Source organism: Paenibacillus sp. 01T443, assembly GCF_056398325.1.
This window is the reverse complement of record NZ_JBFTPE010000003.1, coordinates 150743-169096: the sequence shown is the minus strand read 5'-3', so window position 1 is coordinate 169096 and position 18354 is coordinate 150743. Positions and strand designations below refer to the sequence as shown.

Annotated in this window: 7 protein-coding genes; 1 reads left to right on the top strand and 6 read right to left on the bottom strand. The window is 50.6% G+C overall.

Going from position 1 to position 18354, the window contains the following annotated elements; all coding sequences use genetic code 11:
• Positions 1 to 73: 73 nt before the first annotated feature.
• Complete coding sequence (locus AC1DLI_RS05260; RefSeq protein WP_477600305.1) at positions 74 to 3412, bottom strand: tetratricopeptide repeat protein; 3339 nt, start codon at positions 3410 to 3412, stop codon at positions 74 to 76.
• A 199-nt stretch (positions 3413 to 3611) separates the two neighbouring features.
• Between AC1DLI_RS05260 and AC1DLI_RS05255 the strand changes: the two genes are divergently transcribed.
• Complete coding sequence (locus AC1DLI_RS05255) at positions 3612 to 4481, top strand: helix-turn-helix domain-containing protein (protein WP_477600303.1); 870 nt, start codon at positions 3612 to 3614, stop codon at positions 4479 to 4481.
• A gap of 262 nt (positions 4482 to 4743) precedes the next feature.
• Here the strand turns inward: AC1DLI_RS05255 and AC1DLI_RS05250 are convergent, their stop codons facing one another.
• The 5 genes from AC1DLI_RS05250 to AC1DLI_RS05230 all read right to left on the bottom strand — a co-directional run bounded on the left by AC1DLI_RS05250 (position 4744) and on the right by AC1DLI_RS05230 (position 18328).
• The gene (locus AC1DLI_RS05250) at positions 4744 to 10176 is read right to left on the bottom strand and encodes a glycosyl hydrolase 53 family protein (protein WP_477600301.1); all 5433 of its coding nucleotides are present in this window, start codon (positions 10174 to 10176) and stop codon (positions 4744 to 4746) included.
• Positions 10177 to 11763: 1587 nt separating this feature from the next.
• A complete protein-coding gene (hflC, locus tag AC1DLI_RS05245; protein WP_364146783.1) occupies positions 11764 to 12630 on the bottom strand; it encodes a protease modulator HflC in 867 nt (288 codons plus the stop codon).
• A complete protein-coding gene (gene hflK, locus AC1DLI_RS05240) occupies positions 12627 to 13682 on the bottom strand; it encodes an FtsH protease activity modulator HflK (RefSeq protein ID WP_477600652.1) in 1056 nt (351 codons plus the stop codon). The genes hflC and hflK overlap by 4 nt, the downstream gene beginning before the upstream one ends.
• 318 nt (positions 13683 to 14000) lie before the next feature.
• A complete protein-coding gene (locus AC1DLI_RS05235; RefSeq protein WP_477600298.1) occupies positions 14001 to 16709 on the bottom strand; it encodes a hypothetical protein in 2709 nt (902 codons plus the stop codon).
• A 32-nt stretch (positions 16710 to 16741) separates the two neighbouring features.
• A complete protein-coding gene (locus AC1DLI_RS05230) occupies positions 16742 to 18328 on the bottom strand; it encodes an extracellular solute-binding protein (RefSeq protein ID WP_477600296.1) in 1587 nt (528 codons plus the stop codon).
• Positions 18329 to 18354: the final 26 nt, after the last annotated feature.

Below are 18354 nucleotides of genomic sequence, written 5' to 3'. Positions count from 1 at the left end.
TTTTTCATCCCTTTTCGTTTAAAATGAACGTACAATATCCATCGAAAGTTCCCGATGGATATCGCGCTTCTATTTATTTGCACATGCGCTTATGAATAGCTGCACCTTGGTGGCCGCGATCCATCGCGATGGCAAGTTCGAATTGCTCGGCTGCATCCTGCAGTTGACCCAGCCCCAGATGGCCAAGTCCCATCATAAAGCGGCAGTGGATCACGTTTCGTTTGTTCAAATCCTCATCAAATACGAGAAAATCAGGCAGCGATACGGCAAAATAATCTATTTTGACATCGTCGAACAAATGTTTCTCGGCAAAATCAATGAGCTTATTGAAACGGCGCTTGGCTTCTTTTCCGTTAGCCATCTTTAACCATGCTAAGCCTTGATAGAAGATCATCTCCGGCGGCTGGTCGTTGTAATACATCGCGCTTGCCGGCTCCTCCAGTCCCTCCGACGCTGTCTTGAACGCCGCTTTTGCTTCCGCAGTTTCTCCAAGTGCCTCGTATGCGCAGCCGAGATAATAATACACGTTGTTCTCCTGTGCGCCCGCCAGCTTGGCTTCGCCGAGATTTTCGGGATTTATTAAGGCCAGTTTAAGCAGTCTTGCCGCTTCCTCGTACTGCTGCTCCGCAAGCTTTTTCTTCGCAAGCTCAACGAGAGCAAGCACATATTGCCCCAATGTTTTGCCTTCGCCGCCTTCCCAAGGATGGAACCTGCGTGCAGCAAGCAGCCCAAGCGCCTCCTCATGCCTCTCCAGAAGATTGTGCAGCGTCACATATTCCAAGTACAGATCGTCCCTCGTTTGAACAAGCGCCATATGCTGCTGCAGAAGCGCCAATCTTTGCTCCGCCCCAAGATCTATTTTCTTGTACAGCTGATCCAACTCATAAAACACGCGTGCATCAGTCTGATCGCAAGCAAAGGCTGTTTCAAGCGAGCTGCGCGCTTTTTCTGCTTTGTTCAGCTTGTTAAAATAGGCAAGCGCTAAGTTGCGGTGCGCCACCGGGAAAGCAGGATCGTTCGCAATAGAGCTTTCCCAGAGGGCAGCAGCTTCCGAATGGCGTTTTTTGTCGTAGTAGAAATTACCCAGGAAATAAAGTGCTTTGGCCTCCGCCGGACGCGCTTCGACAGCATTTTGCAGCACAAGAAGATCAAAAAGGCTGTTAGGGAAACAATAGTCCGGATTTGCTTTATTTCCTGCCGTCAAATAGCGATCCGCCTGTTCCGTTAGATTTTGTTTTGCATAGCAGTAGGCGAGCGTGTAATGAACCATGGGATACGCATCCGCCTCATCATTTGGCGCTATGAAATGCAGTACCCGGATCGCTTCAGCGTATAGGCCTGCTCCAGCATAATCCGATGCCAGCGCAATATGGTTGTGGGCATCTTCGCGCATTAGCGACTGCAAATTCTCAAGCGTCTTTCTTGCGCCAGCTTCGTTCCCAGATTCCTTATATGCCAAGTACAATTCGTTGTATGCGCCGAAGTCGGCAATATCAAACTTGAGTGTTTCCGACGCAAAATCAATCGCAGCATCCAATCTGCCAAGCCTGCGCAGCATCGCCGTTTTCAAATCCCTTGCTTTGTAGTTGCGGGAATTTCTAATTAAGGAATGCTCTGTTAGTTCTAGCGCTTCCTCATAAGAGCCTCTTTCCGCAGCAATTTGAGCAAGAGAAAAATATCCGCTATCCTGCCAGGCAGCTGACCATACCGATTTGTATAACGCGGCGAACGCCTCCTCCAATCGGCCTTGAAGCTTTAGCGACACGCCAAGCTGATAATAGGCTTCACTGTCATACGGATTCGGATTTCGCCAGGTCAAACGGCTGATTGCCTTGCGGAAATAAGCCTCGCTTTGCTGAAACAACCCTCTGCGCAGAAGCAGCGTTCCGTAAGCGACATTGATGCGCGCGTCGGACTCATCGCGCTTCAGCCCTTCTAAGTAATACGCTTCCGGCTCAAACGTCGCATGGCGGTACTGCTCCAAATGCAGGCCGGCAAGATACAGCTCCTCATTTGTTTTGAGCTCCTGCGGCTCTGGCAGCGGCTTCGCCGCTTCCGGCATTTCTTCAATGCTGGGCTTCTTCGGCTGGTAGCTGACGAGCACGCGTCCGGCGGCATCCTTCAACGTAAGCCTCAAATCATGTTCTTGATCATCTGCATGCAGCGGAACGATCGAAGTAAACGTTATACTTGGAGACAGATCCGCTGTCTCCAGCACGTAATTTCTGCGTTTGCTCTTCAGCTCAACCGTAGCCGCCCGGCAATCGGAGGTCGTATAAGCCTGTAGGGTCGCAGTCCTCGCTTGCTGATCAACCTCGAGGTTGACAGCCGCTTCGATGGTGGCGTTTTTGACGACGCCGATATTTTTGTAGGGCATAAAGTATTGTTTAAACGATTTTTCTTCATAAGGCTTCAGCCATGTAAAGTCTGGTTGATTGTCAGTATAAACGCCGGTCATCAGCTCGATATACGGGCCGTCCTCGTCCGTTAGGCTGCGGTCCCACGCCTGTCCGAATTCACCGTTCCCCCACGTCCATTGCTTCTTGCCGGGTGAAATATGGTGGTTGGCCACATGCAGCAGACCCGCTTGCATCAAATGATCGTAGCCGCCGACGAAATTGTAATCCGATTTGTAAGCCATATACGAAGTCGGTACCGGAATGTTCTTATACCTCGAAATATCGACGCCTTCCGAATAATCCATTTTGTAGTAAGTGCCTGTGGCAATCGGGAACTTCGATACATCTCTCTTGCCATGGTCGAATACGGCGGTGACATCGGGTGGAAACACCGATTGCGTATGGTCGTTGACCGCAACGGCCGGGTTTGCCCACCATAGGAAGGTTTGGGGCTCCGGTGTCCGATTGTACAGCTGGGCATGGATTTCCAAATAAGCCTTTCCCGGATGCAGCGTAAAGCCCGCTGTCACCTTCGTTCCATACATGCGGTCGATCTCGCTCACCCAAACCGTAGCACTGCCATCTTCCTTTTCCTCTAAACGGTATTCGACGGGTCCAAACGTATTCGGGCGATGATGCTGGGGCCAGTTGAATTCAATGCCGCCCGAAATCCATGGACCGGCTAATCCGACAAGAGCCGGCTTGATGACCTGGTTGTAATAGACGAAATCATATTGATTCGTTTTGTCTATGGCCCGGTAAATGCGTCCGCCAATCTCCGGCATAATTTCAATGCGTAAATATTCGTTTTCAACAATGGCCATTTTATAAGACTTTGGTGCTTTCTCATCATCAATCTTATCGATAACTGGATGCGGATAAACGCGGCCAGAGCTGCCCTGATAGACGCGTTTTTCCAAAAACATCGGGTTTTTATCGGGTTTGCCTACGCCGTATGTCGGGATTTGCACAATTTCCTCCCATACGCGCGATCGTTCTTCATTAGTATTCAATCCGCTCACTCCCTTTGGTTAGTTAACGATCCTATAGCTATACCTTACTGGAGAGGAGCCTCGCTTGCCATTGATTATCCGCTGTTCATGATGGATGATACTCTGATTTTTAAACTCCAATCTGCTTGAATTTTGGAAGCCGGGAATGTAAAATACGCATAGGCTCAAAAAAGGAGGTCCGAGTCCTATTCCTAAAAAAATGGAAGGCTTCAATGACGAAAAAATCATCGTGCTGCCGCAATACCAGCTAAACGAAATGATCGCCCAGCCTTTAATTCGCGATACATATATTACCGATATCGGCTACTATCCACGTGCTAAAAGCCACTATCGCGAGCGTCCAGCAGGTTGTGATTCCCATATTTTGATTTTCTGCGTAGGCGGGCAAGGCTGGATTAAACTTGCTGGCCAAAGCAGTTTTCAGCTGACCGAGCAAACCCTTGCCGTTATCCCGCCGAACACGCCGCATGTATACGGCGCGGACGAAACCGATCCATGGAGCATTTACTGGTTTCACCTGAATGGGGAGCAGGTCGGTGCACTCATCCAGAGCAGCGGTCTCGATGCCGGTCCGCTCCGGCTCTCCTTAACCGATTCCGAGAAAATCAGAGAGCTGTTCCATCAATGCTATGACCTGTTGTCGGCCAAAGCCTATTCAGCTTCGCATCAAATCCATGTCTCGCACACGATGCGCTATTTGCTTAGCTTCATCGGGCTCATTCCGCGCAGAAAGCAGGAGGCCAAGACGCAGGCGTATATCGAGCAAGCGATCCTATACATGCAGGAGCGGCTTGAAATGGACATGACCATTGACGGGCTTGTTGCCCATACACGCGTCTCCAAGCAGCATCTTAACCATCTCTTCAAGCAGGCGACCGGCTTTGCTCCGATTGATTATTATTTACGTCTCAAAATGCAAAGAGCATGCCAGCTGCTGGATTTGACGGACAACAGCATCAAGGAAATCAGCATATCTCTCGGCTTGAGCGATCCTTACTACTTCTCCCGTTTATTCAAAAAAATCATCGGCTCCTCTCCCTCCGATTACCGCAGTAAGCTGAAGGGTTGATTACGCGGCTGAAGGAAAAAAGTAACCGGCTGACGCCGTTCTTGTAGGCAAAAGCCCGTTTCACGGTGAAATTTAAGCATCATATAAGGCTGATAATTTTACTTTCTTATATTTAAAGCGAAAAGGACGCTTCCGGAATGGAAGCGTCCTTTTCGTAAAACGATTCAAGCGTAAACGGCTGACGCCGTCCTTGGCGGTAAAAGCTCGTTTCGCGGTGAAATATAAGCAACGTATAAGGTTGAATTTTATACTTTCTTATATTTTAATAAATAAGGCGATACATTCTCTCTAAAATAACCGCTGCCTGCGCTCTCGTCGCATTTCCTTGCGGCGCAAACTTCCCTTGCCCCATTCCGCTAATAAGACCGGTTTGCTGCAGTTCTTTCACCGCTTCCTTCGCATAAGCGGAAATTTGCAGCTCATCGGAGAAATCGGCTCCGTTTTCTTGCCCTTCTAGCCTCGCGTTAACCGCGAGTGCCGCACGATAAAGAAGAACGGCCATTTCCTCGCGGCTAATCTCATCCTGCACGCCAAAGCTTCCATCTGTCTTGCCCTTCACAATGCCGAGCTTATGCGCAGCTGCAATGGAAGAAGCGTACCATGCATCCGCCTTTACATCCGTAAAGCCAGAATCACCGCGTTCTGCTTTCACGTCCAATACGTTCATCAGCATCTGAACGAATTGTGCTCTCGTTACGGAGGCAGACGGCTTGTAGGTTACATCCTCAAAGCCGTTGATGATCCCTCTTGCCGTCAGGAATCCAATGCTTTGCTGCGCCCATGCCGCGCTTTCGAGATCCGTAAACAGGGTTTCTTTGTAGATCGCCGCATATTTGCTGAAATGCGCCGGGCTAAATGTAATCGTCCCTTTATCATGTTGGTAAATGGCATTTCTAACGATCTCCAGCTTCCCGTCATCGCCGATGTAATAAACAATGACGTTATACGGATCCTCGCCCTGCTGCAGCTTGTAAGGCAGCTCAACCTTGACCGTATTCGGTTCGAATTGAGCGATTTTCTTGCCATCGACGGTTAGATTAAAATCGATAACCGTATGATTGCCAATCGCCTTTTTCATTTCGCTTGGCAATAAGGCTTTGTCTGCTTCTGCAACCAAGAGCTGGACGCTGCCTGAGGCAGAATGAATGTGCGCCTTGAACATGCTCGGCGCAAGCGATATCGTTGCCATTCCAGTGTCCACAATGATGGCCTTCAGCTCTTCGGCTGCCGCCTCTGTAATCTGCTGCGCAGGAATTTCAATAAGCATTCCCGTTCCTGCCGCTGACGGTAGAACATTCAGCGTGACCGTTTGCTCAGCCTCATTTTTTGCACCTTGCTTCAAATCCACCTTTATCGTCTGCATTGTCGGTGCTGGCGTAGCTTCCGGCCCCGGGGTCGGCGTTGGCGACGGGGTAGGTTCTACCGCCTCAGCCGCCAGTACGATCGTTACTCCAGCAGTCGCCTGCTTATCGACAACGTTTATGCCTGCTGCAGAGTTCGTCTGATACCCGGCTTTGTTTGCCGTAACCGAATAGCCTGCACCGACTGGCACATCCGGCAAGCTGAACTCTCCTGCCTGATTCGTTATCGCCGAATACTCGATTCCGCTAACCGTCACGTTCACGCTGGCTTCTGCTAGCATTCCGCCTGCCTCATCCGTTACAGTACCCGTAATCGCTCCGCTTCCAGCTCCTAAATATCCTAACGTGACCATATCAACGTTTACCCAGTTTCCTGCATTTGCATCGGCATAGAAGCCTATCGTCAGCTCACCTTGCTTCACCAGCACATTCATGCTGTATTCGGTCATTGCGTTCGACTTGGGAATATCCAGCCGTGCCAGCTCACCGCTTGCGTCCTTGGCATACATGTAATATTCCTTTTGGTCGCCGCCATTGTAGAACCAGGCTGATACCGTATAGTAGCCATTCGCAAGTCCCGTAACCGTCTGATTCGCATCAGAAGTGTACGCGCCGGCGAGCCAATTCGAGAAGACATAGCGGCCATCCTTTGAACTCGCATGCGTTTGGGTATAGGTTCCATTCTCCGTTCCAGTTATCGTCCAGCCGGGAATCGTATATTTACTTGCGCCCTGCGTCTCGAATCCGGCATTCACGAGCGGAATCAGCGTGCCCAGCTTCAAGGTGACAGCTGTTGTTTCAGTCATCGCCGTTACCGTTACCGCAGAGACCGAGCCGTTCATATATCCGGCTTTGCTTGCCGTAACCGTATAACCGCTACCGCCGAGCACATCCGAAAGCACGTATTTCCCGGAAGCATCGGTTTGCGCCGAGTATGTTTTTTCTCCCTTAACCGCTGTGACCGTTGCTCCTTCAACAGGAGCATACGCACTGGCACTAACGATTCCGGTAATCGAACCTAGGTTAATGGTTAATGTCACCTGAACGCTGCTTGTCGTTTGGCCGACCATAACGGTAACCGCTGGCGACTCGCCGTTTAAGTAACCGGTCTTCATTGCCGTTACCTTGTAATTGGTTCCAGCAGGCACGTTTGCCAGCGTATATTCGCCCGCTTGATTCGTTTCCGCGGAATAGCTTTTGCCTCCTGCGGTCACACTCACCTCCGCCTCGGCAATCGGTGCAAGGTCACTGCCTATTACTGTTCCCGTTATCGTACCCGAATTCAATGTAACAGTTAAATCAACGGATGAGGTCGTTTCACCGATGGCAACTGCGACGTCGTTTGCTTCGCCGGCCTCATATCCCTCAATTTCCGCCTTGACGGTTACGTTCGAAACGGCTGGTAAATCGGCAAGCCTATATTGCCCTGCTTGATCGGTAAGAGCGCTGTACGCAACGCCTTCAATAATCGCACTCACTTTCACTGATGCGGCAGCATGATTGTTCTGATCCTTCACAGATCCCGTAATGGAGCCGCCAATCAATGTCACGTTCTGATTCGCCGTAAACTCTCCTGCTTGCGCAAGATTTACGGTCAACTGCCCTTGCTGGTAGCCATTTTTGGATCCGGCAATTTCATACGATATGCCAACAGGCAAATCCGGAATGAAATAATTGCCTTCTGCATCGGATTTGATTGTATAAGTTGAGCTGCCCGCTGTTGCTTCGATTGTTGCATGAGCGATCGCCTTGCCCTGCGAGCCGCGGACGACACCGGAAATATGCCCTACGGTCGTGCCCTCCGTATTTTGCTTGTAGACATCATGAGAGGGCAGCGCCTGCCCGTTAAAATCAAACAGCGTCGTATTCGATACAACGTTCAGGTCAGGCTGATCGTCGATTTCCTTGATCGCCCAGCCTACGCCTGGCACCGCGATCATGATCGGATCCCAGTACAAATCCCCGATGACTCTGCCGTTCTCCACGCTTTTTAAGCCGTTGAACAAATTAATCATAAATTCCTTTTGCCCTTGCGGGGAGCTCGTGTCCGCAGGATAAGGGCCATTGTCGTTCAGTTGGCCGATTGTTCCGTTTGGAAGCGTCGGATTCCAGTTATAGCCGGTTTCCATGATCATGATGTCTTTATCGTATTTTTGACTGAAATAGTTGCAAAATGCCACGATTTGTTCAATCGTATTATCCGTCCAAAATGGATAATACGACGGTCCGATAATATCGTAATCGACATTTCTTGCCTCGATCTGGTCAAAAAAGCTTTCATATTTGCTTGTATTTCCCGCATCATCCAAATGCAGAATGACTTTTGACTGCGAAGAGGCCTGCTTGACCGCTTCTGCCCCTGCTTGCAGGAATCGCGCTAAATTGGCCCAATTGTCACCAGAGGCTCTGCCGTAAGGAAACAGAATGCCCGATTGCATCTCGTTGCCTAATGAAACGAATTCAGGCGCCGTTCCTTGATTCACCATCGCCGTCATGACATCAAGCGTATAGGCACGCAATAGCTGCTCCAGCCTATTTACCTTTTCGGCTTCCGTTGCGAGGCCGCTGATTGCCGTTTGCCATTCGTTCGGGATGTTATGCGTAGCGCCGTTCGTCCAATAATCACTGTAGTGGAACGACAGCTGGATTTGCAGTCCTGCAGCCTTAGCCCGCTTCGCAAGCTTCAGGATGTCTGCTTTATCCATAATGCTGGCCGGCCGGTAGTAGCTGCCGTCGCCATGCCCTTTGCCGGGGTCATTGTACACGCGCAGGCGTACGATGTCGTGGCCATTCTCTTTTAAAATTTGGAAAAGATCCTTTTCGTTGCCGCTGCTGTCGTAAAACTTGCCGCCCTGTGATTCCACATAGGTGAGCTCGGATACGTCCCCACCTTTAAGGAATCGGTAAGGTTTGTCGTCCTTTACGAGTTCAACGACATCCAGCCTTGCAAATTCGCCTGCTTTGGCGTCCGAATATAAGCCGATTGTTGCTGTGCCGTTCGTGACATGGATGCCTCTCAAATAAACCTTCGTCCACTCACTGCTGATCGGCAGCGCTGCTCTAGCTTCCGAAGTGCCGGTGTCCCGGCCGTACAGGTAGCTGGCCTGCTGGCCGCCGCTATTTTGCGCCCAAGCCGTCAGCGTGTAATATCCGTTCTCCAAGCCTGTCAGCGTTTGGTAGGTCGATACCCGATAATCGCTGTCAGACGAATGATTCAAGCTGCTGCTGCTCAAGTAGCCGGGAGCATCCGTGAAGGAAGCCTCAGCATCTCCATCCTCCGACCAGGAGCTGATTACCTGTGACTGGCCCTCCGCTTGAAAGCTTCGGTTTTCTATAGCCACGCCGACTGGCTCCAGCTCAACTTCATCCTCTTTAACCAATGAAACCAAGTCGACGCCCAGCCATTTATCTGCTCCCCCGTCCGCATAAAAGCCAATGGTTGCGCTGTTATTCTCAACGATAACCGGCAGGCTGATTTTGGTCCATGAGGAGGAGCTGACCGGAATCGTTACCTTCGCCTCTGCTCTTCCCGTATTTTTGGCGTACATATAGCTCTCTGCAAAGCCGTCGCTTCTTGCAATCCACGCCGTCAGTGTATAGGTCCCGTTCTCCAAGCCCGTTACCGTCTGAAACGTATTCGCGGTATAAGCGCTTGCACTCCAGTAATTTAAACGGTTAGTTCCGCCGTTCTCTGGCGACCAGCCAGATTGGATTGCGATGGGCGTCGTGCTGCTCTCGGGTCCGAAGCTCGTCTCCCAGCCGGTTAAACCGCTTTCAAAGCTAGCATTTGCAAGCGCCTTGGCTGGTGCTGCTTCATCTAGTTCGAGTGTAACCAGATCGACGCCCATGTAATTGCTGGCAGATGCCTTGCCATCCGCATAAAAGCCGATCGTCAGTTGATTGTTCGCAACAGTGACAGGCATACTGATTTGTACCCACGAGCTGCCTACCGGCACATCAAGTTTTACCTCCGCAAGCCCCGTGTTTTTGGCATACAGATAACTTTCGTTAAAGCCTGCTCCCCGCTCCACCCATGCGGACAGCGTATACGAGCCGTTCGTCAAGCCTGTTAATGTCTGATGCGTATTTGCCGTATAGGCGCCAGCGCTCCAATAGTCCAGTCTTTTCGTGCCCCCGCCAGCCGGAATCCAGCTCCCTTGAATCGAGATGGGCGTCGTGCCCTCAGCCGGAGTAAAGCTCGTCTCCCAAGACTCCAAATCGCTCTCAAAGCTTCCATTCGGCACGGCAATTGCCGCTCCTGCCGCATGGACAGCCGACATAGGGAAACCCGCAAAAAGTCCAAAAACCATACAAAACACCAAAATTATGCTCATGCCCCTACGTACACTGCTTGCTCTGCTCAATCTTAGTCACTCCCCTAGTTCTGTAATCGATCCCCAATCATTCTGCAGCAACCGAATAAAGCGCTACCATTTTCTCGCACGATAACGGTTTAACTTTCCACAACTTTAACTTTAAAGGATTCCAAGGGATCTACAAGCAACACAAATGCAAGATTTTAGCAGGTTTCGCAACCAATTTGAAACGATAGACGGCATCCGTTCGACTGCGGCGCCAAAACACTTATACTACTTGGAGCTTTTACAGCAGCTACTCTATTCAAAAAATATCTCCCAGTTACATAAGGCATGTAAGCAAATTCACTACTGATGAGACATCTCACGCTTTACATTCGAGCTTGTATAGCAGATTCTCTTTTCCAGACATCTCTACTTACATTAGAACTTGTAAGCAGCTTCACTACTGATGAGACATCTCACGCTTTACATTCGAGCTTGTACAGCAGATTCTCTATTCCAGAGACATCTCCACTTACATTAGAACTTGTAAGCAGCTTCACTTCTGAAGAGAAATCTCCCTCTTACATTAGTGCTTGTAAGCAACTTCACTACTGCTGAGACATCTCTCGCTTTATATTCGAGCTTGTACAGCAGATTCTCTATTCCAGAGACATCTCCCACATACATTAGGACTTCTAAGCAGCTTCACTACTGATGAGGACATCTCCCTCTTACATTAGAGCTTGTACAGCAGCTTCCCTTTCGAAGAGACATCTTTCACTTTACAATGTAGTTTGTGCAACAGAATCCTTACCTGCAGTGCCTGAGCCTGCTCTACAATGCAGTTTGTACAATAGCATCGTCAATTTTAGAGGTTTTACAGGGGATAGGAGTCGTTTCTACTGTATTAACTGCAGCGCAGCTTCTCCAGTTGAGCGTCATGTCAGGTTTCTATTGCAGTTTCTGCAATGTAGAGAAGCGCTCCAGCTGCGGGATCTAACATGGCAGATTAGACTTCTTTCTTTTCGGTTATGGAGGGAGTGTTTTCCGAGACAGAAACTTATCAATTGAAAAAGCCCCTAAAACAAAAAGGTGGCTCCTTAAGGCACGGAGCCTTTAGAGTCACCTTTTTATAATATGAATTGTTTCTAGCCTTTTTCAATTAACTAACTCAATATAGATGGAATTTCTCCTTCTAATATGAAAGTGATTGATTAGTTTAGGCACTTAGCTGGAATTCCTCCATCTAATTCAAGGAAAACAGGGGTTTTTAGATAAAACAATTTAAATTATCAGGAGAAAATCCATCTATTTCTTATACACGACTGAATGGCGCTCCATTAACGGGAGAAATTCCATCTAATTATCCGTCTGCAAACTATGCAGTCAATGCTGAGCGAAAAGATCCTTTTTCGAACGTAGGGTTCGTCACCTATAAAGTCTTTCCATTATATGTTAATTAAATAAAATATCCGATACCGCTCCTTCTACTTCTACTTCTACTTCTACTTCTACTTCTACTTCTACTTCTACTTCTACTGCTCCTTCTACTGCTCCTTCTACTAACCGAAGGTCCTAGAAATAACAAATCCCCTCCGCCAAGGCGAAGGGGATTAATTGTTATTGGCCTAACAAAATTTTTGCATAAGGCGAATCGATTGGAATCATGATGACCGGCTCATTCTGCAGCGTGGTCGTATAGCTTTCCAACGTCCGGTAGAAATTATAGAACTGCGGATCGCTGCCGTACGCTTTGTTATAAATAATAGCAGCTTCACGCTCGCCTTCCGCGACGATTTTTTTCGCGTCGGCTTGCGCCTGGGCAAGCAGCTCCGTCGCGGTACGGTCTGCTTTGGACGTTATTTTGCGCGACTCCTCGTCACCCTCGGACAAGTAGCGTGCCGCAATGGACTGACGGTCAGAGATCATGCGGTTATATACGCTCTGCTTGTTCTCCTCCGGCAAATCGGTGCGCTTGATACGGACGTCGATGACCTCGATACCATAGTTGTCTCTCGTCAATGCCGTCACGACATCCTTCGTAATCTCGTCGTTGATATTGCCCCGTGCCGTATTCTCGCTGATGATGTTGTCGTAATTAACCTCAGACAGCTTGCGGCGAACGGAGTTGTACACCGCTTCATCGATCCGCTGTATACCGCCGCTGACCGATTGCACCGTTCTCAAAAACTGCGATGCATTCGTAATGCGCCACACGGTATAGTTATCCACGACGATCGGCTTCTGATCCTTTGTCAGTATGGTCGTCGGACTGCTCTCGTACGTCATTTGGTACTTCGGCAGCGTCGATACATTCTCAATAAACGGCAGCTTGAACTTCAACCCTGGCTCGGGAACGGCTCTCATCGCCTCGCCGAACCGAAGCACAACCTTGTATTCGCCTTCCTTGACGATAAACATCGAGCCTGAGCCCAGAATCACAACGGCCAGCACAATGACAAGCGCTATCCAATGGTTTCTTTTCACTGCGCGTCACCTCCTTTAGGAGCTTCCGCGGCTGGCGGCGTCGTGGCCGGCGGTGTAGCAGTGCTTCCGCTTTTCAGCAGTTCATTTAAAGGCAAATAGTTTACAGTATCGCTGTTCGAATTCGTAATAAAGATTTTGGCATTCGGCAATATTTTCTCCAGCGTCTCCAGCACCAACCGGCTTTGGGTTACGTTCGGATTGTTTTTGTACTCGCCGAATATCGCGTTGAATTTGGCGACGTCTCCCTCCGCGTTCAGGATACGCGATTTCTTCTGGCCCTCCGCGTTTTCCAGAAGAGCCTGCGCCTCGCCGCGCGCTTTCGGTATCCGGTCATTCTCATATTTCGCGGCATTGTTGATTTTCGTGTTCTTCTCCTCGCGCGCATTCGTTACTTCGCGGAAGGCTTCCGCTACCTGCCCGCTTGGCGGCTCGATATCCTGGAACTTAATATCGATAATTTGAATACCGGTCTGATACTTCGCCTGCAGCTCGATCAGCTTCTCGCGAACCTTGTCTTGAATGACCGTTTTACCGTCCGTGATCGCATAATCAAGCTTCTCCGAACCGATGACCGCACGGATCGAAGAGCTAGCGGCATTACGCAAAAATTGCTCCGCATCCGAGATATTATATAAATAATCGTGAATATTGCTGATCTTCCACTGCACGACTGCGTCCGCCGACACGATGTTTTCATCGCCCGTAATCATCATCGCTTCCTCRTCGACCGGAATTGCCTCCGATCCCTCTTGACGGTAGCCGATATGAATCCGCTGGGTCAGCTCCGCCGGTACGGTAATGACCTGTTGGATCGGATACGGCCATTTGAAATGAAGTCCGGCCGAGGTTTCATTCGAGTATTTGCCAAAGGTAAGAATAGCAGCCCGCTCCTGCTCCTGCACCGTATAGAAGGATGTTGATCCTACGTAAATCACGACGATTGCCGCGGCTACGCCAATCAAAATTTTCTTTAATGTCCCCGGCTTTAGCTCCGGCGGCCTGCGGCCGCCGCCCATGCTGTGATTTTGCGGCTGGTTTTGGTTCTGATCCATGAAGCTCAATGACATCTCTCCCCTTTCAAGCATCTCTTAGAATGTGCGACGAAAAATCGCTATATGGGATATTACGGAAAAGTGCGCCAATGGTCACGGATTTTGCGCAAATTTAATTGTTTTTCCAAATAAACTTTTGGATATCTACGATTTCCTGCGTTTTAATCCTTTTAGCTGTTATATCGCAGATGATATCTACTGAAAAACAAGCTAAATAAAATGAATACACTTCTGGCTAAATTCAGACCCAAAACAGTCGTCTTGCGCAAAAAAATAGGGAATGCCCGCCTTTTACAAAGCGGAACATTCCCATAACTATTAATTCTCGTACAACCAATCAAGCGTATCCACGCTGCTTGTTCCTGCCAAATCGCGGACACGCAAGGGCTGATCCGCTTTAATGATGCCGACGATCAAATAAGCGCCTTGGCCGAATACGAGCGTGTGGCGTCCCGGCTCGTAGGCAAAGGCATGCACGTTCACGTTCGGGTAAAAGAAAACGCTAACCCCGTTTTTGATAACGGGCGACAGCCCCCCGCGGTCATCAGCATGCGTATTTTCCTCCAAATTCGGAACCTTCAGCCATTCCGCATCCGCGGAATTGAAATATCCGACCAGTACACGGGCGGGCTCCTTTAACTCAAGCTCTAGGCTTACCCCTTCCTTGACCGCTTGCTCCCGGCTCAGACGAATGCCGGTCAGGCCGACAAGCTCTTCCGCCACTTGCGAGGCAAGGATTTCCCCGTCCGTGAACAGCTTGGCTTGATTCCGGACCTCATACGTTTCCGCATGCGGTGAATGGAGCGTGAAGCCGGCCTGCGCATAAGGCACGATATCCTGTTCCGATTCCAGCACCTTCTGCGGCAGTTTACCTTGCCTCAAGTGCTCCACATTCACGGAGAAGTTCGCATACTCCGCTTCGTAAATCGGAAGGCAAGCCCGCCAATGCCCGTACTTCTCGCCATCCGGAAACGGCACTCTGCGCTGCGGGGTTTGCATGCTGTTTGCATAAAGATACGTATTGTCCGTCAATGTAACAAGCTTGCGATAATATTCGAGACTTTTCCGGAAATCGGGCAGCGCTTGTTCAAGCAGCTCCGCGTGAGCCAAAAAATCGGTCCCCGACATGCGCTTGTAGGTGAGAATCCGGATAGCAGCCCGAACCTTATGCGTATACGAACGGGTCATCAGTGCGATCGCCGACACATCGGAGGCGATTCGTTCGAATTCTTCCTGTCCGCGCGTGACGTGTGCCTTAGCTCTTCCGATCGCCCGTTCGGCCTTGTCGGCGTGATAATCAACGTTGTCCGCGATGTCAACCGGCGTCTCCCCGATATGTGCCTCCCCAAGCAGCTCCCGCTCGACATATTGCTCCAGCCGCTCCCCTTGCGGCGACTGGGATTCCCATAGTTCCTTCCAAGGGCGGTACCGCTCCGGATTCGTCAGCTGGCTCATCGTCATGCCAAGGCTCATCGTCTGGCGGTTCCCTTCCGTAATGCCGAACCTCCGCAGCAGCTTAGGCGCACATTCGCCCGACGCTTCATAAGCATCCAGGATCGCTTCGCCCGCTTCCCTGCTGCCATAGCGGCCAGCCAGCTCGTTGATCCAGTATTCGCGTTCAAGCTTCGGGTTCAGATCTGGATTCCACGCATAACGAAACCATGCCGAAAACCAGATCCAATCCCGTTCCATTTGCAGCTGCCGAGGCGTAGTTTTATCGGGGGAATACGGCCAATCCCAGTAGAATAGCGGATAAAGATGGATTCCGTTCGTGCCGAGCCGGTATTTGGCGGCCTGCACGCATTTCTGGATAAACGATGGGGCGCCGAAGCGGAAAGGCTCCAGATTAGCCAGAATATGCACATTGAACAGGTGAACCGAGCCAAGCGAGCCGAGATGCCGGTGCGTCTCCTGCCAGTTTCCCCGGGGCGTGAAGGTTGTCAGCGATTCTCCGTTAAATTTAGCTTCGGTATACAAGTTCGCATAATTCGGAAGCGCCGCTTCCATCACCTTCTCCGACGGGATCGCATGCGCCCTCACGATAATCGGCGGCAGCTCTTTCCGTTCAAGGTCCTTCAGCCCTTCCTTTACGCCTGCCAGAATCGTTTCATTAAACCATTCCACCCCATACAGCGCTCCTTGAAGCGCTTCGCCCAAGCACACCATCAGACCGACATTAGGGTAGCTGCGGATGAACGCGGAAATCGCCTGGATATGATAATCGCTCGTGATGGGGAGCGGCTGCGGCTGATGCAGATCCAGTCCGTGTTTTTCGGCGAAAGGCAGCGGGATATGAATATTATAAAATTTGAGCACCAGCCAAATGCCGCGGCATTCGCATTGCTCCGCCAGCCACTGGAAAATTTCCGCGTTGCGGGAAAACTCCTCCTCCGTCACCTCGAGCGCTTCCGGATAGTCCTCCAGCTTCACGAGCGAAGAAAACGGATGCCCCGTCCAAATATAAATGACGTTGCAGCGCTGCTCGAGCAGCCTGTCGAGAAATGCCTCCCATAACGCTTTATCGTAAAACCACGGAAATCTGTCCGGCGTTATCGGGTACTCATACGTTCTTCTAGGCGGCTCCACCTTCGTTTTCTGAAGGGGGACGACAGGCCCCCTCAGCTTCATAACCGGGGCATCCCCGTAAGCCAGCTCATCCGGCAGCTCTCCTTTATCGGCCAGAAGGGCGGCAAACTCCTGGCAGCCGTAAAGCGCCCCGGTGTCTCCACCACCGGAGATCACGAATAACCGTCCGGGCAATTTCGCCAAATAAAACCCTTCGCCTTCAGGCGCATCATTGTGGTAGAGGAGCACTTCGTGCTCCTCTAATTCCCGGATAAAGGAACAATAGCGGCGGTCTCCGACCGCGATCTTGATTCCTTCCAACTGTCGGTAACTTGCCAGCGTGAGCGGTCCGGTTTCTAGAACGGAGAAGCCCAGCTTCTGAAGTGATTGCTTCAGCAATTCCGTTCCGAAACGAATGCGGGGCTCCGCCTGTTCGGGCACGGACAAATAGATTGTAGTCATGTGGGTTGCTCCTTTGTATCCATGCATTTTGCCTATTCGGCTAAATATTTCTCGAATATAGCTTGCGCATCGCTCAAGCCGACCTTCTCCAAATCACTCAGGTACCCGTTCCATGCTTCGTCGTTACCGATATTGACCATGCCCATGACGGCTTTGGTCGCAAACTGCAGCGCGACATCCTCAAGGGCGCTGACCGTGGTGTTGACCGTCTCCTGTTCCTCCTCGGTGAGCGGGGCGTTTTTCGGAATGACATTGAAATTAGAGGCGAACTCGGTCATCGCTTCCTGCTTCTTCAGATATCCTGCATCGGATTTCAGGAATTCACTGCTTTGGTTCAGCCACCAGTCGAAGCCGTACTGCTCCGCCACCTTCTGCCGGTCAAGCCCGTCCTTGTATTTCAACGTACCGCCTTCGTTCACATAGGTCTCGTTCTCTAGACCCGCCTGATGGAACAGCTGGCCCTCCGGAGAAGCCCCCCACTCGACGTACTCGATCAGACGGTCCAGCTTCTCCGGATCGTCAGCCAGCTTGCTGCTAAATACCGGACCGAACAACGAGAAGTTGAGCGGCTTGAATTCGAGGGCAGGCTGGTCCGAAGCGCTTGGAAGGCTGCGAGCGTACTCCCATTCGCCCCCCGGAATATCCGTTAAGGCATAACCCGGATCAACCGTATGGCTTGCGTATTGGAAATCCATAAGGGTCTTGCCGGTCAAACGTTTGGCCTTCCACTGATCCTGCGTCAGCGTTGCGAATTCCTTCTCGATCAGGCCTTCCTTGTACAGCTTGGCAATAAAGGCCAGCATTTCGCGGTGCTTCGGCGATGCCAGATTCCAAACGACCTTGCCGCCTTCGTCCGGATCGTTCCAGAAGCCGCGGGTGTTGCTGTTTTGCGGATTGCGGAATGCCTGGCGGAAGCCGTTCATCATGTTTTTGACGCCGTTATTGTCCGTGCCTCCGCGCACGCCGATAGGCACTGCATCGGGATAGGCTGTTTTGAGCTTCTTCGCCGTCTCATAGAGCTCATCCATCGTTGACGGGAACGCGGTTACACCGGCTTTGTCAAATGCGTCTTTGCGGTAAATCCAGGACATTGGATCGTTGCTTGCCGTGCTCGGGAGCATATAAAGCTTTCCATTGCTGCTTCCGAAGGAAAGTAAAAGCTCCCAATCTGCATCGGAAAACAGCTTGCGGTAGTTCGGCAGCTTATCGATGTAATCGCCGATCGGCAGCAAATAGCCTGATGATGCCCATTTGGCCACGCTGGTCGGGCTGTTCATGTTCGGAATAAAATCAGGATAATCGCCGGATGCAAACATCACATTATACTTTTCAATGCCCGCCGAAAGCGGAATGGATTCAAAATCCCATTTCATATTGAACCGTTCTTCAACCTCTTTAATGTAAGCGTTCGGTATTTCATTCGGCGGATATTTGGGCATGCTTGCAACCGAAACCTTCAATGCGGCGTTTCCTTCGGCCGCGCCGTTTGTCGCCGCCGGTTCCGAACCCGAATCCGTCGTTTTCCCATTACCGTTATTTGACTGGCTGCAGCCCGCCGCAATGGACGCAATCACCAAAATTAGTGCGAGCAGCGTTACTCTCCAATTCCTTTTTCCCATGTTCAACCATCCCCCTCATTTTTGAT

Bases quoted from the DNA above. Each gene is read 5' to 3' on its own strand.
- AC1DLI_RS05230 (WP_477600296.1), bottom strand. From the start codon at position 18,328: ATGGGAAAAAGGAATTGGAGAGTAACGCTGCTCGCACTAATTTTGGTG.
- AC1DLI_RS05255 (WP_477600303.1), top strand. From the start codon at position 3,612: ATGGAAGGCTTCAATGACGAAAAAATCATCGTGCTGCCGCAATACCAG.
- AC1DLI_RS05250 (WP_477600301.1), bottom strand. From the start codon at position 10,176: ATGAGCATAATTTTGGTGTTTTGTATGGTTTTTGGACTTTTTGCGGGT.
- AC1DLI_RS05235 (WP_477600298.1), bottom strand. From the start codon at position 16,709: ATGACTACAATCTATTTGTCCGTGCCCGAACAGGCGGAGCCCCGCATT.